Annotated in this window: 21 protein-coding genes and 1 pseudogene; 11 read left to right on the plus strand and 11 right to left on the minus strand. The window is 67.1% G+C overall.

The window, feature by feature from the left end:
- Positions 1–39: 39 nt before the first annotated feature.
- A complete protein-coding gene (locus tag E6C70_RS09185) occupies positions 40–414 on the plus strand; it encodes a DUF2834 domain-containing protein (RefSeq protein WP_136424230.1) in 375 nt (124 codons plus the stop codon).
- On the opposite strand, the gene E6C70_RS09190 is transcribed toward E6C70_RS09185, so the two are convergent.
- The 4 genes and pseudogenes from E6C70_RS09190 to E6C70_RS09205 all read right to left on the minus strand — a co-directional run bounded on the left by E6C70_RS09190 (position 314) and on the right by E6C70_RS09205 (position 4,385).
- The gene (locus tag E6C70_RS09190; protein WP_136424231.1) at positions 314–2,620 is read right to left on the minus strand and encodes an LLM class flavin-dependent oxidoreductase; all 2,307 of its coding nucleotides are present in this window, start codon (positions 2,618–2,620) and stop codon (positions 314–316) included. The two genes, E6C70_RS09185 and E6C70_RS09190, sit on opposite strands and share 101 nt — an antisense overlap.
- A 320-nt stretch (positions 2,621–2,940) precedes the next feature.
- A pseudogene (locus E6C70_RS17310) lies at positions 2,941–3,174 on the minus strand (hypothetical protein); the annotation flags it as partial.
- A gap of 60 nt (positions 3,175–3,234) precedes the next feature.
- Entirely contained in the window at positions 3,235–3,633 is a 399-nt protein-coding gene (locus E6C70_RS09200; protein WP_136424232.1) for an NUDIX domain-containing protein, read from the minus strand.
- Positions 3,634–3,782: 149 nt separating this feature from the next.
- A complete protein-coding gene (locus E6C70_RS09205; protein WP_136424233.1) occupies positions 3,783–4,385 on the minus strand; it encodes an AAA family ATPase in 603 nt (200 codons plus the stop codon).
- A 67-nt stretch (positions 4,386–4,452) separates the two neighbouring features.
- On the opposite strand from E6C70_RS09205, the gene E6C70_RS09210 reads away from it, so the two are divergent.
- From E6C70_RS09210 to E6C70_RS09235, 6 genes are all read left to right on the plus strand, one after another.
- Complete coding sequence (locus E6C70_RS09210; protein WP_136424234.1) at positions 4,453–4,701, plus strand: hypothetical protein; 249 nt, start codon at positions 4,453–4,455, stop codon at positions 4,699–4,701.
- Between the two features lie 138 nt (positions 4,702–4,839).
- The gene (locus E6C70_RS09215; protein ID WP_136424235.1) at positions 4,840–5,091 is read left to right on the plus strand and encodes a hypothetical protein; all 252 of its coding nucleotides are present in this window, start codon (positions 4,840–4,842) and stop codon (positions 5,089–5,091) included.
- Between the two features lie 358 nt (positions 5,092–5,449).
- The gene (locus E6C70_RS09220; RefSeq protein WP_136424236.1) at positions 5,450–5,875 is read left to right on the plus strand and encodes a hypothetical protein; all 426 of its coding nucleotides are present in this window, start codon (positions 5,450–5,452) and stop codon (positions 5,873–5,875) included.
- Between the two features lie 250 nt (positions 5,876–6,125).
- The gene (locus E6C70_RS09225) at positions 6,126–6,653 is read left to right on the plus strand and encodes a GNAT family N-acetyltransferase (RefSeq protein ID WP_136424237.1); all 528 of its coding nucleotides are present in this window, start codon (positions 6,126–6,128) and stop codon (positions 6,651–6,653) included.
- Between the two features lie 72 nt (positions 6,654–6,725).
- Positions 6,726–7,565, plus strand: coding sequence for an alpha/beta hydrolase (locus E6C70_RS09230; protein ID WP_136424238.1), 840 nt, complete (start codon positions 6,726–6,728; stop codon positions 7,563–7,565).
- 117 nt (positions 7,566–7,682) lie between these two features.
- The gene (locus E6C70_RS09235) at positions 7,683–8,447 is read left to right on the plus strand and encodes a phosphotransferase family protein (protein WP_207670092.1); all 765 of its coding nucleotides are present in this window, start codon (positions 7,683–7,685) and stop codon (positions 8,445–8,447) included.
- Between the two features lie 202 nt (positions 8,448–8,649).
- Here the strand turns inward: E6C70_RS09235 and E6C70_RS09240 are convergent, their stop codons facing one another.
- The gene (locus E6C70_RS09240) at positions 8,650–9,495 is read right to left on the minus strand and encodes a pentapeptide repeat-containing protein (protein WP_136424240.1); all 846 of its coding nucleotides are present in this window, start codon (positions 9,493–9,495) and stop codon (positions 8,650–8,652) included.
- Positions 9,496–9,613: 118 nt separating this feature from the next.
- On the opposite strand from E6C70_RS09240, the gene E6C70_RS09245 reads away from it, so the two are divergent.
- The 3 genes from E6C70_RS09245 to E6C70_RS09255 all read left to right on the plus strand — a co-directional run bounded on the left by E6C70_RS09245 (position 9,614) and on the right by E6C70_RS09255 (position 11,417).
- A complete protein-coding gene (locus tag E6C70_RS09245; RefSeq protein ID WP_136424241.1) occupies positions 9,614–10,213 on the plus strand; it encodes a carboxymuconolactone decarboxylase family protein in 600 nt (199 codons plus the stop codon).
- 365 nt (positions 10,214–10,578) lie between these two features.
- The gene (locus E6C70_RS09250) at positions 10,579–10,839 is read left to right on the plus strand and encodes a hypothetical protein (RefSeq protein WP_136424242.1); all 261 of its coding nucleotides are present in this window, start codon (positions 10,579–10,581) and stop codon (positions 10,837–10,839) included.
- A 137-nt stretch (positions 10,840–10,976) separates the two neighbouring features.
- Positions 10,977–11,417: a GNAT family N-acetyltransferase gene (locus E6C70_RS09255; protein ID WP_136424243.1), complete on the plus strand. Its 441-nt coding sequence runs from the start codon at positions 10,977–10,979 to the stop codon at positions 11,415–11,417.
- A gap of 798 nt (positions 11,418–12,215) precedes the next feature.
- Here the strand turns inward: E6C70_RS09255 and E6C70_RS09260 are convergent.
- From E6C70_RS09260 to E6C70_RS09270, 3 genes are all read right to left on the minus strand, one after another.
- On the minus strand, positions 12,216–12,419 hold the full coding sequence (locus E6C70_RS09260; RefSeq protein ID WP_168770899.1) for a hypothetical protein: 204 nt from the start codon (positions 12,417–12,419) through the stop codon (positions 12,216–12,218).
- Between the two features lie 175 nt (positions 12,420–12,594).
- Positions 12,595–12,951, minus strand: coding sequence for a hypothetical protein (locus E6C70_RS09265; protein ID WP_136424244.1), 357 nt, complete (start codon positions 12,949–12,951; stop codon positions 12,595–12,597).
- A 153-nt stretch (positions 12,952–13,104) separates the two neighbouring features.
- Positions 13,105–13,347, minus strand: coding sequence for a hypothetical protein (locus tag E6C70_RS09270; protein WP_136424245.1), 243 nt, complete (start codon positions 13,345–13,347; stop codon positions 13,105–13,107).
- 109 nt (positions 13,348–13,456) lie between these two features.
- Here E6C70_RS09270 and E6C70_RS09275 point away from each other — a divergent pair, with 109 nt between their 5' ends.
- Entirely contained in the window at positions 13,457–13,888 is a 432-nt protein-coding gene (locus E6C70_RS09275; protein WP_136424246.1) for a hypothetical protein, read from the plus strand.
- 432 nt (positions 13,889–14,320) lie between these two features.
- Here the strand turns inward: E6C70_RS09275 and treZ are convergent, their stop codons facing one another.
- The 3 genes from treZ to glgX are packed head-to-tail and all read right to left on the minus strand — an operon-like array spanning position 14,321 to position 20,753.
- Positions 14,321–16,144 (minus strand): malto-oligosyltrehalose trehalohydrolase, encoded by a 1,824-nt coding sequence (treZ, locus tag E6C70_RS09280; RefSeq protein WP_207670081.1) that lies wholly within the window; start codon positions 16,142–16,144, stop codon positions 14,321–14,323.
- On the minus strand, positions 16,141–18,543 hold the full coding sequence (treY, locus tag E6C70_RS16855; protein WP_207670082.1) for a malto-oligosyltrehalose synthase: 2,403 nt from the start codon (positions 18,541–18,543) through the stop codon (positions 16,141–16,143). Before treY ends, treZ begins: the two co-directional genes overlap by 4 nt.
- A 2-nt stretch (positions 18,544–18,545) precedes the next feature.
- The gene (gene glgX, locus E6C70_RS09290; RefSeq protein ID WP_136424249.1) at positions 18,546–20,753 is read right to left on the minus strand and encodes a glycogen debranching protein GlgX; all 2,208 of its coding nucleotides are present in this window, start codon (positions 20,751–20,753) and stop codon (positions 18,546–18,548) included.
- Positions 20,754–20,819 lie beyond the last annotated feature (66 nt).

Consider the following 20,819-nt stretch of genomic DNA (forward strand, 5'->3'; position numbering starts at 1 on the left):
TAGTATCGCGGGCGCCCGGCCCGGCACCAGACTGGGCGCATGACCCGTGGATGGACGCCCCTCGCTCTCGTGTACCTCGTGCTCAGCATCGTCGGCCTGGTGGGCACGGCGATCTACAACGTGCTTGCCGTACTCCAGCACCGGAACTTCTTCGGCGACTGGTTCGCAGGAGGCCCGGCGATCTCGTCGCTCACGACCGACCTGCTGGTCGCCGCCGTGGCGGGCAGCATCCTCATCATCATCGAGGCCCGTCGGCTCGGGATGCGCCGGGGCTGGCTCTACGTCGTCGGTTCGGCGCTCACGGCGTTCGCGTTCACCTTTCCGCTGTTCCTGGCGATGCGGGAGCGGAAGCTGGCCGCGGAGCGAGGTCGAAGTTCTGATCGAACACCCCCGCCGGGTCCACCCGCGCCTTGACGCGGCGCAGTCGGGCGAGGGTCTCGGGCGGGAAGGCCTGTTCGAGCACGTGCTCGGTCCGGCGCGTCTCGAAGGAGAGGTACATGCCGTCCAGCGACGGCTCGATGAGCGCCCAGCGATCATCGAGTGCCGCGACGCTGCCCCCGAGTGCTCCGGCGATGACGGAGAAGTTCTGGTGGCGGTGGGCGTAGGCGGTCGCATCCGCCGGCACGTCGTTGACCGCGCCGCCGACGGCGCGCAGCTGCAGCCACTGCGCATCGCCCGAGGTCATCAGCGCGCCGATGGAGGCGGCGAGCTCGGGCGTGACGTGGTCGATCAGGCCGCTGCGCGAGTCCGACATGCCCATGCCCTCGTGCACCCCCTCAGCGGCGGCCATCACGGCGGAGTAGGTGGTGACGGATGCCTCCTGCTGCAGCAGCGGAGCCAGCTCGAGGAAGGGAGTGAGCAGCCGCTCGGCCGTCGGCACATCGTCGTTAGCGATGACGGTCATGGCGAGGGCGAGTTGAGGCTGGCCGGCCTGCCGCGGGAAGAAGGTGAGGAAGCTCGTGAGCTCGCGCGGCGACTGCTCGACGAGCCGCGCCCAGCTCTCGAGGAGCGCGGGGGCATCCGTCGCGTCGTAGACCAGTTGCGCCTTGACGACGTTGCCGACGCGGGATGCCTCGAGGTCGAGCGCGGTGACCACGCCCATGTTGGCGCCGGCGCCGCGGACGGCCCAGAACAGCTCGGGGTCGTGCTGGGCGTCGACTCGAACCGCGGTCCCGTCGGCCAGTACGAGCTCAGCCGCGACGACGTGGTCGATGGTGAGGCCGAACTGCCGGCCGAGGAAGCCGATTCCGCCCGTGGTCGCCAATCCGCCGACGCCGACGGAGCCGGTGTCGCCCGAGCTGATCGCGAGGCCGTCGGCCTGCAGCACGGCGGCGACCTCGCTCCAGCGCGCGCCGGCCTCGATGCGGACGAGTCCGCTGTCGGCGTCGAGCACGCTCACACGGTTCATCCGTCGAAGGTCGATGACGATACCCCCGTCGTTGGTGGCCCGACCGCTGATGCCGTGGCCTCCCGAACGGATGGCGAGCGGCACCGGCTGCGACCGCGCGAAAGCGAGTGCATCGGCGACCTCGTCGGCGTTGCCGGGGCGCAGCACGAGTCCGGGCGCGCCGGCGTACGAGTACGTGTGACGAACGCGCCCATACGCGGAGTCACCGGGCTCGACGGCCTCGGCCGCGAGCGAGGCGGGCAGGGCGTCGTAATCGATGGCGGTCGTGCGCTTCGCCAGTGCGCTCGCCGAGCGGATGCGCCCTCCTGTCGCGGTTCCGGTGGAGTCGCGTTCCGCGGCGACCCGCTCTCGCAGCTCGGGGGCGACCTCGGCCATGAACTGCGACATCGCGTCGGGGTCGTCGCCCGCGAGGATGAACGTCGAGAAGCCGTTCTCGAGCACGAGCGGCAGCAACTGCTCCACCCAGTCCGACGGCGGACCCTGGAAAGCCCCGGCTGAGCTCGACTGGAAGCGACCGCCCACGTTGAGCAGCCGACGGATCTCGCGCGGGTCGCGGCCGGCATCCGTCGCGGCGTCGTCGATGCGCAGGTTGGAGGTGCGCGTCTCGCCGGGCTGCAGGTAGCCCAGGCTCGGCAGCCAGCCGTCCGCCTTCTCGCCGACGAGGCGCAGCATACGGGGCTTGAGCGCGCCGACCCAGATGCCGATGTCGTGCGGAGCGCGCGGGCCGCGTTTGGCTCCATCGACGTGGTGGTACTCGCCGCCGGCGCGGAGGGGATGACGGTCGTCGACATCCCAGATGCCGCGGATGACGTCGATGCCCTGGCTGAGGGCGTCGACCGCCTGCCCGGGTGTGAGGCGCTCGCCGCCGACGGCCGCGATGGCATCCCAGAAGCCACCGGCGCCCAGGCCCAGTTCGAACCGGCCGCCCGAGAGGATGTCGAGGCTCGCGGCGCTGCGGGCCACGACGGCGGGCTGACGCAGAGGCAGGTTGAGCACGTTCGGCGCGATCGCGATGCGCTCGGTGCGGGCGGCGAGCCACGTCATGAGCGTCCACGTGTCGAAGAACGCCGGTTGGTAGGGGTGATCCTGGAACGTCGCGTAGTCGAAGCCGAGCTGTTCGGCGTGCCGCGTGAGGGCGAGGATGCGATCGGCCCCCTCCGTGTTCGGGGTGATGAACGCGCCGAAGCGCAGGTCGTGTCCGTAGTCGGGCATGGGTCTCGGTTCCGGGGTTCGGGAGTGGTCGGGGTGGTGGTCGCGGTCATGTTCGGGTCCGCGACGCAGGGGCAGTCGGGGCTGATCTCGATGCCGGAGCGATGGCGGATGTGGCCGCGGACCGTGTCGAGGATGCGCGTGAGCGCCGCGACATCCGCGTCGTCGAGCGGCTCGAAGAACCACTCGGCCACGGAGGAGAGGTGGGGGCCGCCGGCGTCGCGCATCGCCGTGCGGCCGGCATCCGTGATGATGACGAGCGAAGCGCGACCGTCCCCGTCGTCGGCGCTGCGGCGGATGTAGCCGCGCGCCTCGAGCCGTCTCAACTGGTGCGAGAGGCGACTGGGCTCCCACTCGATGGCCTCGGCAAGGCTCGTCGCCCGGATGCAGGCGTCCTGGCCAGCGAGATGCAGCAGGATCGTGTAGTCGCTCTCGGTAAGGCCCGACTGCTCGGTGAGGTCGCGGCCGACGGCGCGCCGGGCATCCGTGTTCACCTGCAGGAACCGCTGCCAGGCGTGCAGCTGCGATGGGCTCAGGCCACGAGAGATAGTTGACACGTCAAGTAATGTACACCCTCGTACTTGTACATCGCTGGCCAGCGGTGTTCGAGCAGGAGGTCATCCGTGTCGGGCGGCTCTGATCACGGCCGGGAGCCATCGTGCGTATGTCGGGTGAGCGACCCGAAGGTCCACGAGCTCGTGCGCCCGGAGCCACCTCAGCGCGTCGTGCTCATCCGGTTCAGCGTTGATCGGCTCACCATCCCAGCGGGTGACGATGAAGGCCTGAGCGCGCAACTCCGGATCGCCGACGTCCAGCTCGACGGGACGGGGATCTCGGATGGTGACACGGATCTCCTCCCTGCACTCCCGTCGTATCGCCTGGTCCGGTGTCTCTCCGGGCTCCACGTGTCCGCCGATGAGGTCCCACACGTCTGGGTACGACTGACGGCGCGGGTCTCGGTGGCCCAGAAGCACCTGATCGCCCCGGACCAGTGCCGCAACCACGATCTCCTCCATCGGCTCACCTCCCGCGTCGCCTCCGCGCAATCTATCTCGTCGGTCGAGGTCGGCACCGTTGTCGCGGGTTCGGTCTCCCGACGGGCGACCGTCCATCAGGTCGAGGCAGCGTGAGTTACTCCCTCAGCGCATGAACGTCGGGATGTGGCTCACCGTATGTGCCGCAGGCCGACGTGCAGGCGGCGCAGTTGAAACTGCCAGGGGGCGAGTCTGGGCGCGGTGAAGGTGAGGCCCGCGTCAGCGGCGATCTGCTCCACGACGTCGTTGGTACTGAGGTGTTCGGTATCGATGTGGGTGGCGTACCTCGCTTGCGCGAGCGCGGCGACGCACCGGGAGAGCTGCTCGAGCGCCCACGTTTCTCGGCGTAGTCCGCCGGGCACGAGCGCGACCCTGTTACGCAGCCGGCCTCGCAAGGCTTGCGGGCTGGCGATGAGGGCATAATGCCGCAGGTCGACGCCGCGCGAACGGAGACCTCCGATGATCTCGTCGAAGTAGTCGTCGTCCACGATCGTCATCGGGACGAGGACAGGGCCGGAGTGCGCCGCCTCAGCTTGCTGCAGAGTGTCGACGACGGCTGACCGCCATTGGGGGAGGTCCTGGAAATCCCGCCGAGTTGCCGGTGGTTGCATGCGGTGCAACGCGAAGCCCAGCAGCTCGGGATCGGCGACGTGAGCGTTCGACAGCCGACGCTCGAGCTCGAAGGCGGTCTGCGTCTTGCCCGCCCCGAACGCACCGTTTATCCAGATCAACACACCTGAGAGCCTATTCAGACCGGGAGTCCGGACGCCGCGCCGCGATCGCACGTGATGCAATTGCGAAGTGACCATTGCACTGAGCCAGCTCGCCGACTGCACCCCGCCAGGTGGCTGGCCGCAGTGGGTCATCACGGCGCCGTATGACGATCGCTGCCATCCGCAGGCCACGCCGCTTCCCGCGCTGGAGGAAGGGGCGAACTGTCAGCGGTTCGCATACGCCGTGCTCGGCTTGTTCGGACTGGCGGTTCCGCCGGACCGGATCGAATCCACGACACAGCGCAGAACGCAACGCCTGACGCCCTCGCTAACCTGAAGTGTGATGCCTCAAGGCGTAGCGAGCACGAGCACCGGCGCCGGCCGATCTCTATACGACCGACTCGCGCTCACGGGATTCTGGGTTTCGGTGGCGGCTTACGGCGTAGTGATCGTCTGCACTCTGCTGGGCGCAGCGATGAATTTCGCTCCCGGCTGGCACGCCCAGGACTCGCGCTGGGTCTTCGGATGGCTGGGAATAGGCATGGCCACGATTCTCTCGATCGTCGCCCTCGTGCTCGACATCCACGCGCTCATCCATTGGGCGGATCTGAGAGGGGATGGTCGGATCTACGCCATCGCCGGAATCGTCCTTCCCGGCATACTGCTCGCGTTCGGGCCAGTCCTCTTCACGATCGCCGCCCGGTTGATCAACTTCCCGGACTACTAGACGGCCCGCTGGGTTCCCCATTCCCGCATCCGCTGCCAGCCGGTTCTGGATGCTGTTCGGCTGCTCGGGATACTTCTGCACGATCCAGATCCCGAAAACGCCCACGATCCGGTCGAGGGTCTTCTCGCAGCCCTCGCGGATGCCGCTCCAGGAGGGGTCGATCGAATTCTTCATGGCAGTCCTTCGCTTGAGAGGTGACTTCTGCTTGGACGACGAACGGGTTTCACCGGAGATCGACACGGTTGGCAAATTGATGCCGCTCTCGTGCCTGATCAGCCGGCTCTCGCGGACTTGCCAAAGGATGAGCCCCCACGCGCCCGTCGTGAGTCCGTGAGACGGAGGGCCTAGCGTCGGAACCATGACTGACTACTTCGTGGCGGGCAGCTGGCGAAATCGCGACGCAATCGCTGACGTGGTCGCCGTTCTCGATGACGTCGGGGCAAGCGCCTATTGCTTCATCCGTGCGAAGTACCCGCAGGGCGCCGCGGTTCTGGCCGCACCTGGGGGTGCCGATGAGGTGAGGCTGGATGATCCCGGCGTCCAGGACTTATTCGAGCAGGACCTCGAGGCTTTGCGCTCGGCAAGGCAATTCCTACTCGTTCTGCCTGCCGGAGCAGCTGCGCACGTCGAAGCCGGTATTGCATACGGTCTGGGCAAGCCGTGTTATGCAATCGGACCGGTCGAGAGATCCGAGACGCTCTACCGGATCTTTCAGAACGTCTTCGCCGAAACGGACGAACTCCACAGGTTCTTGGCCGACGCACCGAATGGCGGTAGCCGATGACCTAACAGACGGGATCGGGGTGACGAGCGGCCAGCGTTATCCGCCGGGGCTGGGGGCGGTATCGGTGTGCTCGATGTACTGCCCGGCATGCTGCTCGTACGCAGCTAGCGTGTCGGTGGCCGGATCATCATCTCGCGGATGCCAGTTCACAGGTGACATGCTGCCAGCATCCGCCCGCTCACGCTGGGGAGTACGGCCGGGGCGCCGTCCAGCGATCGCTCGTGAGCGCAGGCGCCGCCATACTTCCCCTATGGATCATGACGATGCATCCGTTCTGCAGACTGCGCGCCTGCTGTTGCGGCCATGGCGCATCACGGATGCCTCCTTCCACCGCCAACTCTGGTCGGAGCGTGACCCGCGTGTACCCGCGCATCGTCGCATCACACTTGACGGCCACCCCACGTTGTCCGAGTTGGAGAAATGGATTCAGGCGTACGAGGCGGTCCCGGCGCCGGGCTTGCTTGTGGTGGAGCGAAAGACGTCGGGGGAGGTCATGGGCTATTGCGGGCTGATTCCCTACAGCGCTGGTCGTGCCGACGAGCCAGAGCTGGCGTATGAGTTCCTGCATGCCTTCTGGGGCCAGGGTTTTGCGACCGAGGCGTCTCGGGTGATCCTCGAACGAGCAGACGCGCTGGGCTATCCGTCTCTCGCTTCCACCGTTCGCGAATGGAACGACGCGTCGCTGCGGGTGCTGGAGAAGTTGGGGTTCGTCAACACGGGCGAAGTGGAACCCGACGATGTGCACGGCGACTCCTTGCTCCTGAGGCGGGCCATCTGACGGCGTGGGCCGCTCTCATCGTCGAGGCGCCCGTTCAGCGACGAGCCAGCGTGCCCTCGGTAGTGTCGACGTGTGGTCACCACGTTGCCGTTCGTCTCGCTGCCGGTCTCGCAGGCTGACGTCACCTACGAGTACGGTCCCGACTCCGAGCTCCGGGAGGGAGTCGAGCCGGGCATCGTGGAAGAGTTCTCCATCGACGCAAGCGACCAGTTTCCTGGCACGAGCCGCACGGTCTGGGTTCACCGGTCAGCCGGTTACTCACCGTCGCAGAAGAGTGCAGTGATGTTCTTCAACGACGGCTGGTGGTATCTGGACCCCGACGGAGAGGTGCGGGGCGGCACGGTCCTCGACAATCTAGCGGCCACACGCGAGGTGCCGCAGATGATCGGCGTCTTCGTCGACCCAGGAGTCGTCGATGTCGACGGCGCGCCCACAAAGCATCGCAACGCCGAATACGACGCGTTCGATGACCGCTACGCGAACTTCCTCCTCCATGAAGTACTGCCTCGGGTCGAATCGCGGTTCGCCATCTCGAGCGACCCGATGATGCGCGGGATCTGCGGCGGCAGCAGCGGAGGCAATGCAGCGTTGACGGCGGCGTGGACGCGCCCCGACGGGATCGGACGGGTGATCGCTCTCAACGCCAGCTTCGCCCAGATGCCCGAGGGCAACCCCTATCCGGCCCTCATCGCCAGCGAGTCGATCAAGCCTCTCCGCGTCCTCCTCCACGCTGCGCACAGAGACCTGAACTGGAATTCCCGCGACGACAACTGGTTCGCCGAGAGCCTTGAGACTGCAGCGGCACTCGCGCGCGCCGGCTATGAATTCAGACTGGTGACGGGCGACGGAGGGCACAGCCCGAACCACGGAGGCGTCCTTCTGCCGGACGCGCTGCGGTGGTTGTGGGCCTGACAGCTGCGTATTCGCGACGCTGAGCGTCCAGCTCGATCGACGCGGGAGGACATTTCGGGTAGAGATGTGGTCGCGATGACGGATGGGGGTGTCCGTTCCGCCGGCCGTTCCATGAGGATGGTGAGTGTGGAAGAGGTCCAGATCGTCGTCGCTCACAGCCAGCGCGCGACATTGCGCGTTGGCGACGTGTTCCTGAAGGTCGACGGCGACCCGGCACATGCTGACATCGAGGTGCGAGCGATGGCGATGGCGCCGGTTCCGACTCCGGCGATCCTCTGGTGCGAGCCGCCGGTCCTCGCGATCGCAGCCGCGCCGGGCACAGCTCTGGGTCTGCTGGGGGAACCGTCGTCCGCGTCGCCGGCGGCATGGGCCGCGGCGGGCGCCGCCATCCGGAGCCTCCACGAAGCGCCCGTTCCGCCGTGGCCGGGACGATCGCTCGACGACGTGACGGCGGAGCTGGACAGAGAGTGCGAGTGGCTATTCGCCAACCAGGTTCTGCCCACTGAGGTGATTCGCCGCAACCGTGAGATCGCCGAGGTTGCGCTCCGGCCGTGGAAGCCGGTGTTCATCCACGGGGACCTGCAGATCACCCACGTGTTCGTCGACGGCGACGAAGTCACCGGAGTCATCGACTGGTCTGAAGCCGCCCCCGGTGACGCCATGTTCGATCTCGCCATCTTGACCCTCGGCCACGAGGAATGCCTCGATGATCTCCTCGCCGGTTACGGTTCCGACGTGGATCGGGACGTCATCCGCGCCTGGCGGTCACTGCGGAGCCTGGTCGCGTCGCACTGGCTGATCGAACACGGCTTCAATCCGGATGAGCCGGGATGCGAATTCGATGTGCTCAGATCCCGGATGCAGGAGCCCGGCGCTATCTGAGTGGAGCTCGCTCTCTCCGAGCGTGCTCCCGATAGTCCATCCCACACTGCGACGGCGGGGTGCGCCCGACGGAGAACCCGCTTCATCGGACGGTCGAGTAACGGGTTCGTGTGCGTGGTTTTGGCGGGAGGGCTCGATGGCGAGTTCGGCGCCGCGCACAGCTTCTGCGGGCAGGCCTACGCCGATCTCACACTGGAGGACCTCACCAGTGCGACGGCCGATCGAAGCCGTCGGGCAGAGCGGTGCGAGAGTCACCGCGAGCGCTGTTGACCTGCATCTGGGTGAGGTAGATCGCGGTGCCTAAGTCGGCCCCGCCCAGGTCGGCGTCCCGCATGTCCACGCCGAGGACATCGCAGAGCTGCATCTTCGCGTCAGAGAAGTCAGCGCCGATTGCGACGCTTCCGCGAATGCTCAGCCCCCTCAGGTCCATGCCTGCCAACTGGGCCCCGATCAGATCGCTGCCAGGCTCCAGCGGATGACCGCCACGCTTGCTCTCCCGGCCCTCGTGACCGGCGCGTGCGATCCCGCTCGCCTCCACCAGCAGGTCGCGCACGGCGTCGTACTCGGCATCCACGTCCAAACCCCCAAGATCATCAGCGTCCCGGTCGCTGAGCTGCTGAATTCGCTCGAATGCCACCAACCATGGCGTCGCGTCACGACTCGTCTGGACCATCGTGATCGCCTCGTCCACGTACCAGAGCAGCTCATGAAGCCGTCGCACGATCGGGAAGGTGGAGAACATCGCGGTCCGGGTTCGCGGGTCTTCGCGCCAGGAGCGCCCTGAGAAGGTGAGTCGGGAGACCTTCTGCCCAGCCCCGAAACAGTCGAAGACCGTGCAGCCCTTGAAACCGCGATCGCGCAGATGTGGATGAATCCGGCACGCATCATCGCTGGCGAGGTTTTCACACGGCTCCCCGGCGGCCTTGTCGAACGGAAAGTCTGCCGACTTGGCGAACGCCAACGCGACACAACACAGCCCGAAGCAGTTCGCGCAATCAGCGCCGAGATCTTCGCGGCGGCCGAGTTCAACCCGGGTTCGTTCGCCCATCACCAGAACTCTAGCTAGCTGGGGCGACACCTCCAACACATCGCATGCGGGTATTTACCCCCTAGCGGGTGCGCGGATCGGAAGGAATGATCGGGGGAAGCAGAGAGAAGGAAACGCCATGTCGATCATCCGAACAGCGGACCCTGACGAGGTGACCGGGCTCACCGCCCAACTGTACGAGGAAGACCTCGAAGATCTGGGTTACGTACCCGCTCACACGCGGGTGATGGCCACCAACCCGGACGCGGTGCGAGCGTACGAGGCGCTCATCGGCGCGATCTCGTCGGGACTGGGGGCGCGACGGTACGAGCTGGTGACGCTCGCCGCCGCGAAGGCGATCGGCTCCAACGCGTGCCGCCTCGCCCACGGACGCAAGTCCCTCAGCCTCTTCGACGAGGACCAGCTCGAGCGCATTGCGCGTGATCACCACGACGCCGGCCTGAGCGACGCCGAGGTGGAGTTGATGGACTTCGCCGCGAGGCTGAGCACCGCCGGCTCGGCCTCCATGACGGACGACGACACTCTCCGCCTGCGTTCGGTCGGCTTCACCGATCGTGAGATCGTCGACATCGCGCTCGCCGCATCGGCACGCAACTACTACAGCCGCGCCCTCCACGCGCTGAACGTCGAAGTTGACGTGCCACCCGGACTCAGCACGCGGTTGCGGGAAGCGCTCACCGCGCCGGAAGCGCCTCGCGCCGACGCTGACTACCCGTAACGAGATCAGAACAAGAGGGGGCCGCCGGCAGCCGACGGACCAACCCCTCCGAACCCCATCCAAGAGGGCGAGGACGCTCGCTGTTGTGCGTCACCCACATTGTCGCCGAACAAATCGGGCTGCTGACTCACCGACCATTTGAACAGGCTCACCCGGTTTCTGGCGGTGAGGATGCCAACGACAACCATCACGGGACCGACGAAGAGATTCATAGGAATGGGCGTCCAATTTCCCCGGCAGGCTAACGACTGATCATTCCGTGGCTGTCGAGGGAATGAAAACGACCGGTCCCGCGTCCGTAAGCCGGTCCCTCAGCGCACCAGATGTGTTGCGCTCGGAAGCTTGAGGTCGCGATGATGACCGGCGTGACCACCTTCATCTCGCCCGATGCCTCAAATGGTCGTACGCGACGCATTAGAGGTCTGTGGCTCGCGTTCGCTGGATGGACGATCGTTCCAGTGTTGATCGTGCTGGTGACCAACTCGTGGGGCCAGCCGTCGATAGCCGACATCGAACGGATGCACCTAGCCGCTTCAATCGCGGCCTCCATAGCCGCGGTGTCGTTCGTCGTATCCGCCGGTCTCGTCGCGTCTCTGGCTTCGACGGGGCCTCACGGTCGCCGCTGACTCGATGCAACTACACGGCCGCGAGCCGCGCCCGTGCCCGTCGCCCCTGCAAGAGCATCGCCTCCCGTGCGTTCACTCCGTCGACGTGGCGGAAGGCTTAAATAGGCAAGACTGTCGTTCCGTTCCACCGTGCGTGGCTGCGCCAGTATGGACGTGTGGATGAACTCCTGTTCCGCACCGGACGGGCGGATGACGCCGACGTGCTGCTGCGGTTCTGGTCGATCGCTGCTGAGAACTCCGGCCGCCCGACGGACACGCGAGAGGCCGTGGAACGGTTGCTCGACCGGGATGCAGAGGCTCTCATCGTCGCCGAGCGCGACGGGCGCGTCGTCGGAACAGTGATCGCCGGCTTTGATGGCTGGCGCTACCACCTCTACCGACTGGCGGTCGATCCCGGCGAGCGTCGACGAGGCATCGGACGAGCACTGCTCGAGCGCGCCGAGAAAAGGCTCGTCCGCTGGGGAGCCACACGCCTGGACGCGATGGTCCTGGCGGACAACTCGTTAGGTCAGGCCATCTGGGCGACGTCGGGATTCTCGCCTCAACCGGAGTGGCGGCGCTGGGTCAAGCCGCTCTGACGCCGAGCCGCAACAGTCTTCTCGAACGCGACCCATTCGCTGCAAACGAGACGTCCAATAGCTCATCCCTCAGTGGCCTAGGAGTCTGCTTGGTATGAGGCCTCAATGGTGGTCAACACACGATGACGACGACAAGCTTCCACGACGGCGACTACCGCGATGATGAAGACCGCTGCGAGTTCGGCCCCGAAGACCGCGAAGGACCACACCTGGCCGGTCTGAATCGTGGACCCGCCCAGCCCGATCAGACCCAGACCCATCCCGATGAGGGTCGGCAGTGCAATGCGGGTCGAGCGGCGCTGCCACAGAAGTATCCCTCGAACAAGAGGGGCAGTCAGTGGTGTTGTGCTCTCCTGGCCGCGAATCTGCTTTGCAATCTCAACGCGTTGCTTCTTCCGGAGAACCACCAGGGGGCGCTCTGGTTCTTCGACCCTGTAGGGGAGCAGGGTCCTAGCGAGTCGCGCCCGGACCCAGCTGAGGACGCAGATTGCGGTCCCCGCCCCGGCGAGAAGAAGCCACGCGAGGTTGCCGGGACTAGAGGTCCTCGTCGCGACCATGACGGCCCACAAAACCGACAACCCGGCGGCAGCCGCTTGCTGCGAGAAGCTAACGACCGTACCTCCGTGCGAGGCGAGGTTCTCGGCGCGTCGTTGAGCGATGGCGAGATCATCTACGGGCGCCGTCGAATCCACAGCACGATCCAACCACGGATGCCCTCACGCGAGCCGACTCATCCCACAAAAGTTCGATAGCCGACCCCTCGGTGGCGCATCCGAGCGAAGTCGCATCGAGCCATCGTCAGTCCGTCGGCCGATAGATCAAGAACCGGGTCCCTTCGTAGTATCGTTGTCCAATTTGCCAACCGAAATAGATCGCGCCATTCTCGAATCGCGGACCTACCTCCTCTGCCACGGCTGCCGCCTCCTCTTGGGTGGCGAACACACCCAAAACAGTGTTGTGCGGGCTTTCGTCGTGACAGACGATCCAGATGAGTTGGACCACGCGACGACTCTAAGCTGTGAGGTTGACTCGGACCCACCCTGATCACGCCTCGGCCCCGGAGCGGGGAGTCACCCGCCGGGAACAGGCCGAAGTCAAAACCCGCCCTCCGCTGGGCGCCCTCGCCGCAGCCGAAGGACCCTCTCGACGGTCGGTGACCATGCGCGCAACCCGATGTCTACCGGTGGTTCCGGTAGAAGCCCCGCTTGTTGCGTTTATCTTGCGCCGCGACGGCGAGGGCCGGAACGGACACAAGAAGCTCTAATGCCCCTAGCGCGATCCAAAACCAGGCTGCTCCCGACCTCGATTCCTCGACAAGCCGAAACAGTCCCAACGCGATCCATACCAGCGCCACGATCACCATGCTCGAGGCCCACAGGACTCGCGGCGCGCCGAAGAACCGACGGAATCGCGTCTTCGGCTCAGCAGCAACCTCAAGTCTGCGACGTGTCTGCGGATCAAGCTTGGCAAGAGCAATCTCGGCTAATGATTTCTCCCGACCTTCTGGCCCCCTGCCTTCGGTACCCATGGTCATAGGCGAATTGTGCTCGCCTGCGACCATGAGCGCTAGGGATGGCCGCTGCCGCCTCGCAATGCGGTGCCCCCGAAGGCTGATGCACTGGCGCCGAAACTAGATCCCTCAGCGTTCGCGGTGGCCGATCGTCGGGCAGGTCACAACCCTTGTTCGTTAGCGGTGAACTAGACCCTTCACGCCGTAGCGCGTCACCCATCTACGCGACATGACCATCACGACAATCACCGCGGGAACAACGATTCCGATGATCGCAAGCATCACGACGCTCACCAACGACAGCCCGTAGTGCCGCACGCCAACCGAGACCAGCAGGCCCAGGACGCCGAGCGCCATCAGGATCATCCCGCCCTCAAACCGTGAGATTGCCCACCACGGCCAAGCACGTCCGTCCTGCATAAGCCAACCCTACCCAGCGGTGCCCATCCAGCCGCAGGCATCCGCTTGCCGACGTCGCGTCTAGCCGAAGGGACTGGACCGCCAGAAGCTGGGCCCGAGATGATAGACCGTGATCTCTGACGAGCAGATAGCTTCGGCTCTCCATGAGACCGATAGGTCACGGCCGTCTTATGTGGAGCGAGACGCGTTTGATTTCAGGATCACCGATATCCGTGTCCTGCTCGGAGCCGTGGACCTCGCTCTTGAGCAGCGCGCCGGACAGCATGCTCGAATCGTCGTTCCGTTGCCATCGTCGGGCTCGCCTCAATACTGGTTGTACGCGGCGCCGGACAACGCGACAGGGTGGGTTGACCAATTACTCATCTGGATCGACGAGGAAGTGGGTGCCGATGGGATGGGCGAGACCCGCGCTCGGGATATCAACGGCGGCGAATCCTACGTAGTGGCAGAGAACTACGGATGGCGGCGGCAGGACGCGTCCGAGCATGAGAGGCTACTGGCCGCAGCCGGACCCGACGGCTGGTCCGGCCCCGTTCATTGAGGACAACCGCGCCGCTTATCGGACGATGATGCAGACATCTGACCATCTTTGGGACTCCCGTAGCCGGCCCCTCATCGCTCGCTACGGAGTCAGTACCGGAGCTCAGAAGAGCGGTGGGGTGGACATGTACGTAAGTCCCGCGCGATGTGATGCAAGGTGAAGGGGCGAAAACTCCGACCATGCGAACGCGAAGCCCCTAATCTCGCGTCGCGTTCTGCGACAACGACAGTTCCCGGCACCGGGTCCAGAGCGAGGATGGTCGTCCACATCGCGAGGCGTATCTCCAGCGCCTCCGAGCCGTAGAACTTTTCCGGCGGAAGGGCCGAGTAGGTCTCTCGCCATTATTCGACGTGCACACGCGCGATGCCGTTCGCGTCACTCGGCCGCGCAGGACGAATAGCGGTCGCAGAATCCCCATCGGGACAGGCGGGTTCAGGCGCGTTCGATGATGACGGCCGAGTCGGGCGGGAGCGAGAAGGAGCGCCGAGGGCCGTCGGTGGTGGGCGTGGCGTTCGGCGCCGCCGTGAGATCGACGCGAACGAGAACTGCGGCGCCGTCTCGGGGCGAGGTCTCGGGGGCGCCTCCGGCATCCGTCGCCAGCAGCACGACGGATGCGGTGCCGCACTCCACGGCGATCGGCGCCGCGCCGAGGTTGGCGACGACCGAGAGTCCGCCCCGATCGAGTCGGAACCAGTGCGCGTCGTCGTCGTACGACGCGGCTACCTCGGAGAAGGACGCATCGGTCAGCTCGGGTCGCTCGCGCCGCAACGCGATGAGGGTGCGGTAGAGGTCCCGCAGGCGGGCGTGTTCCGACCCGTCGAGCTCGGCCCAGTCGAGCTTGGAGTGCTGGAATGTCGCCGGGTTCTGGGGGTTGGGGACGAGGGCGGGATCCCATCCCATCCGGGCGAACTCGGTGATGCGTCCCTCGGCCACCGCGAGCCCGAGGTCGGCCTCGGGATGCGAGGTGAAGAACTGCCACGGCGTCGAGGCGCCCCATTCCTCGCCCATGAACAGCATGGGGGTGAAGGGCGCGGTCAGGGTGAGCACGGCCGCGACGGCCAGCCGGTCGGGGCTGAGGCTCTGCGAGAGCCGGTCGCCGGCCGCTCGGTTTCCGATCTGGTCGTGGTCCTGGGCGAAAGTGACGAAGCGCCAGGTCGGCAGATCGCGCGGCACGGGGAAGCCGTGGTCGCGCCCGCGGAACGTCGAGAATGTTCCATCGTGGAAGAAGCCGACCGTCGACACCTTGGCGAGCGCGCCGAGGGAGGCGAAGTCCTCGTAGTAGCCACTGGTCTCGCCGGTTAACGCGACGTGCACCGCGTGATGCCAGTCGTCGTCCCACTGAGCCGTCAGTCCGTAGCCGGTGGGACGAGGGGTGATGAGCTTCGGATCGTTGAGGTCGGACTCGGCGATGAGCGTGAGCGGCCGGCCGAGTGCGGCGGATCGCTCATCCGTCTGAGCTCCGAGGTCTTCGAGGATGTGCACGGGCGACGTGTCGACGATGGCGTGGACGGCATCGAGCCGGAGGCCGTCGACGTGGTAGTCCTCGAACCACATCGCCGCGTTGTCGAGGATGTAGCGGCGCACATCGGCGTCTTCGACGTTGACGGATGACCCCCACGTGTTGCTGCTCTCCGTGTGCAGGTAGGGGCCGAAGCGCGGCAGGTAGTTGCCGCTCGGCCCGAGGTGGTTGTAGACCACGTCCTGGACGACTCCGAGCCCGCGCGCGTGGGCGGCGTCGACGAAGCGCTGATAGGCGGCCGGCCCGCCGTACGCCTCGTGGACGGCGTACCAGAGCACGCCGTCGTAGCCCCAGTTCCAGACGCCGTTGAAGTCGTTGACCGGCAGTACCTCGACGAGGTCGATGCCGAGGTCGACGAGGTGATCGAGTCGCTCGATGGCGGAGTCGAGCGTGCCGTCGGGCGTGAAGGTGCCGATGTGCAGCTCGTAGATCACGCTGCCGTCGAGCTCGCGGCCCGGCCAGTCGGCGTCGGTCCATTCGAACTCGTGCGCGTCGAACACGGCGCTCAGCCCGTGCACGCCATCCGGCTGGCGGCGCGAGCGGGGGTCGGGGAGGGCCGGCTCTGTTCCGTCCAGGGCTGTCCCGTCGAGCACGAATCCGTAGGCGGTGTCGACTTCGAGGTGAACATCGGCTCTCCACCAGCCACCTTCCGACGGCTGCATGGGCTGGTCGACGGACGCTCCGCCCACCCGCAGGGCGACGCTCGAGGCGAGCGGTGCCCACACCCGGGGCCTCACGACTGCTCCGGGGGAACCAGCACCACCGACTCCTCGGAGTCGACCGGCGAGGAGTCGACCGGCGAGGAGTCGACCGGCGAGGCGTCGACCGTGACGAGAAGCGCAACCGGGTAGTCCGCGAGCAGCTCTCTCAGCGAGAGGGCACCCCCCTCGAAGCGACGCCCGGTTATGACGTCTACGACGGGTCCAGCGTGTCGCAGCAGCTCGGTGTCCGCCCACGGGTCGTCTCCGCGTGCGGCGAGCGCCACCGGCAGGCGCGTCGCCACGGCCAGCGCTCCGCCGCGATCGAACGCGATGGCGTGCCCGGCAGCAGGACCGACGACGGAGAAGGGGGTGTACCGCGTGAACAGCTCGGGCCGGTCGCGGCGCAGTCGCAGCGCCCGCGAGGTGACCAGCAGCTTCGCGCCGCCGGACGCGTCGATGGCCGGCAGTGCTCCCGCGCCGAGGGTGGCCAGCATCCGTCGCCGTTCGCCGAAGTCGACCGCGCGCCGGTTGTCGGGGTCGACCAGGCTCGTCTCCCACAGCTCGCTGCCCTGGTAGACGTCGGGCACGCCCGGGCCGATGAGTTGGAGGAGCTTGGCGCCGAGGGCGTTCGACCAGCCGGCCGGAGCGATGCGCTCGACGAATGCCCCCACCAGGGCGGCGGCTCGCTCGTCGTCGAACGCCGCGTCGACGAGCGCGTGCATCCGCTCCTCGAAGGCGACGTCGGGGTCGGTCCATGTCGTCGAGTCGCCGGCCTCGCGAGCGGCCTTCTCGACGTAGGCGTGCAAGCGCTCGCGGGAGGCGGGCCACGCCCCGATGATCGCCTGCCAGATGAGCGTGTCGAATGGGCCGTCGCCGGTCGAGGCGATGCTGCGCAGCTCGCCGAGCACGCCGGCCCATTCGTCGGGCACCTCGGCGAGCACGTTCAGGCGCGCCCGCACGTCTTCTCCGCGCTTGGTGTCGTGCGTGGAGAGCGTCGTCATCGAAGCGGGCCATGAGGCCTGGCGCCGGGCCGCGCGCTCGTGGAACTCGTCGACCGTGATGGCGAACTCGGCGGGGTCGGCGCCCACCTCGGTGAGCGAACCGAGCCGGGTGTAGCGGTAGAACGCGGTGTCCTCGACGCCCTTGGCCATCACCATGCCGGTGGTCTGCTGGAAACGGATGGCGATCGCAGCGTCGGGTTCGGCGAGTTGCGGCACGATCACGTCGAGCGCCGCGGCGAGGTCGGGTCGGTGCTCACGGGCGAGGGCGTCGGCGGCCGCGAGCTCCTCGGCGCCGAGGGGGAGGTAGGAGCGGTAGACCGGGAAGCAGGTCAGCAGTTCCGCGATCGCGTCGGCCGCGCCGTCGACGGGAGTCGGCAGCATCCGTTCCAGCCGTAGCACCTCGGAGCGCAGGATGCCGTCGGCGACGCCTCGCTTGGTGTCGTGGATGAGCTCCTCGTACACCGGCGACGGTCCGCCTCGCAGCGACGCGTCGAGGGCGTCGAGGCCGGCCTGCCCCGCGGGGTCGACGAACACCCGGTCGAGTTCGGCGAGCGCGTCGTAGCCCGTCGTGCCATCCGTCGCCCAGGCGGACGGCAGCCGCTCGGGTCCCTCGAGGATCTTCTCGACGAGCACGTAGGCCCCATCCGTGCCCTCGGCGAGCCGGTCGAGGTAGCCTCCGGGGTCGGCGAGCCCGTCGGGGTGGTCGACGCGCAGCCCGTCGGCGATGCCCTCACGCAGCCAGCGGAGGATCTCGACGTGGCTCTCGTCGAACACCCACGGCACCTCGACGCGGATGCCGGCGAGTGAGTTCACCGCGAAGAACCGGCGGTAATTCAGCTCGGCATCGGCGCGCCGCCAGTTCATCAGCTCGTAGTGCTGTGCTGCGTGCACCTCGAGGGCGGATGCGCCGGATGCCGCAAGCCCGATCGTCTCGGGCGCAAGCGGGAAGCGGTTGTCGAAGTAGTGCAGCTCGTCCCCGACCACACGGAGCTCTCCAGCCGCGGCGGCCTCCTCGATGGTGTCGCCGAGCACGGGGATGCGCACCCGGTCGCCTCCGAACGCCCAGTCCACGTCGAAGGCCTCGGCGTAGCGCGACGCCCGGCCGAGGCGCAACAGGTCCCACCACCACGCGTTGGCCGCCGCATCCGCCACCCCGACGTGGTTCGGCACGATGTCGACGAGCACGCCCAGGTCGGCGGCGCGGGCGGCCGCCGAGAACCGGTCGAGGCCATCCCGCCCGCCGCGCTTCGGGTCGACCCGGCTGTGGTCGATCACGTCGTAGCCGTGGTCGGACCCGCTCGCCGCCTCGAGCAACGGGGACAGGTAGGCCCAGTCGGCACCGAGGTCGCGCAGGTAGTCGACCAACTCCGCCGCATCGTCGAGCGTGAAGCCGACCCGGATCTGCAGGCGGTAGGTCGACACCGGCACGCGCATGGTCAGAGGCTCCCGCGCGGCGCGGGCGCCGTGTTCTCCTCGGAGGTCGAGGAGGCCAGCACGGCCAGCGATGCGGCGACCGAGTGGTCGGGCTCGGGCTCCGGCACGTCGTGGGCACGCAGCACGATGAGCGACTTCTCGTCGACGGCGACGGAGGAGCCGGGCTCGACGAGTGTCGAGTCCGCCTTCACGCCCGCGGTGTCGACCACGATCTCCCACTTCGGCGAGTACTCGTCGGAGGGGATGTTGAAGTCGACGGGCGCGTCGCCCGCGTTGAACAGCAGGATGAAGTGCTTGTCCGTGATCTCCTCCCCCCGAGCATCGCGCCCGAGGATGCCGTCGCCGTTGAGGAACACGCCGACCGAGCGGCCGAAGCCGGAGTCCCAGTCGCTCGGGCCCATCGCGGTGCCGTCGGGGCGCAGCCAGACGATGTCGGGCAGGGGAGCGCCCTCGTCGCGTTCCACCGGCCGGCCGTCGAAGAAGCGGCTGCGGCGGAAGGTGGGATGGTCCGCCCGCAGCCGGGCCAGCGCCGAGGTGAACTCGACGAGCGGCTTGTCGACCGCGTCCCAGTGCACCCAGCTCAGTTCGTTGTCCTGCGCGTAGGTATTGTTGTTGCCCTGCTGGGTGCGGCCGAGCTCGTCGCCGTGCAGCAGCATCGGAACGCCCTGCGAGAGCATCAGCGTCGCGATGAAGTTGCGCTGCTGGCGCGAGCGCAGGGTGTTGACGGCCGGATCATCCGTCGGCCCCTCCACCCCGAAGTTCAACGATCGGTTGTGCGATTCGCCGTCCTTGTTGTCCTCGCCGTTGGCGTCGTTGTGCTTGTCGTTGTACGAGACCAGGTCGCGCAGGGTGAAGCCGTCGTGGGCTGTGACGAAGTTGATCGACGCGACCGGCCGACGTCCGGAGTGCTCGTACAGGTCGGACGAGCCGGTGAGCCTGCTGGCGAACTCGCCGAGCGTCGCCGCCTCGCCGCGCCAGAAGTCGCGCACCGTGTCGCGGTACTTGCCGTTCCACTCCGTCCACTGCGGAGGGAAGTTGCCCACCTGGTAGCCGCCGGGGCCGACGTCCCATGGCTCGGCGATGAGCTTGACCTGGCTGACCACCGGGTCCTGCTGCACGAGCTCGAAGAAGGTCGACAGCTTGTCGACGTCATAGAACTCGCGGGCCAGCGTCGAGGCGAGGTCGAAGCGGAAGCCGTCGACGTGCATCTCGAGCACCCAGTAGCGCAGCGAGTCCATGATGAGCTGCAGGGCATGCGGATGACCGACGTTGAGCGAGTTGCCCGTGCCGGTGTAGTCCATGTAGTACCGCTTGTCGTCGTCGACGAGGCGGTAGTACGCGGCGTTGTCGATGCCTCGGAACGAGATGGTGGGCCCCATGTGGTTGCCCTCCGCGGTGTGGTTGTAGACGACGTCGAGGATGACCTCGATGCCCGCGGCGTGCAGGGAGCGCACCATGCCCTTGAACTCTTGCACCTGCTGGCCGAGCTGGCCACTCGAGGCATACGTGTTCTGCGGCGCGAAGAACGCGATGGTGTTGTAGCCCCAGTAGTTGGAGAGGCCCTTCTCCTGCAGCGTCGAGTCGTTGACGAACTGGTGCACAGGCATGAGCTCGATGGCGGTTACGCCGAGCTTCTGCAGGTGGTCGATGACCGCGGGGTGGCCGATGGCGCTGTAGGTGCCGCGCATCTCCTCGGGCACGCCCGGCAGCAGCTCGGTGAGCCCCTTGACGTGGGCCTCGTAGATGACGGATGACGCGTACGGCGTGCGCGGAGCACGATCGCCTGCCCAGTCGAAGAACGGGTTGACGACGACGCCGAGCATCATGTGGGCGGCCGAGTCGTCATCGTTGCGGGAGTCGGGGTCGCCGAAGTCGTAGCTGTAGAGGGACTGATCCCACGAGATCGCGCCGACGGTCGCCTTCACATACGGGTCGAGCAGCAGCTTGTTGGGGTTGGCGCGCTGCCCGTTCTTCGGGTCGTACGCGCCGTAGACGCGGTAGCCGTAGCGCTGGCCCGGTCCGACCTGCGGCAGGTAGGCGTGCCAGATGAAGGCGTCGACGTCGGTGAACTCGACGCGGGTCTCGACGCCGGCCTCGTCGAAGAGGCACAGCTCGACGCGTTCGGCCGCCTCGCTGAACAGGGCGAAGTTCGTGCCGTTTCCGTCGAAGGTGGCTCCGAGCGGATAGCTCGATCCGGGCCAGGTGTGCATGGGTGCCTTTCAATGGGCGACAGGGTGCCGCACGGCGCCGGGCGGGTGTCCTCCAGAGTACCGAGC

Source organism: Orlajensenia flava, from assembly GCF_004801905.1.
Lineage (GTDB): Bacteria > Actinomycetota > Actinomycetes > Actinomycetales > Microbacteriaceae > Orlajensenia > Orlajensenia flava.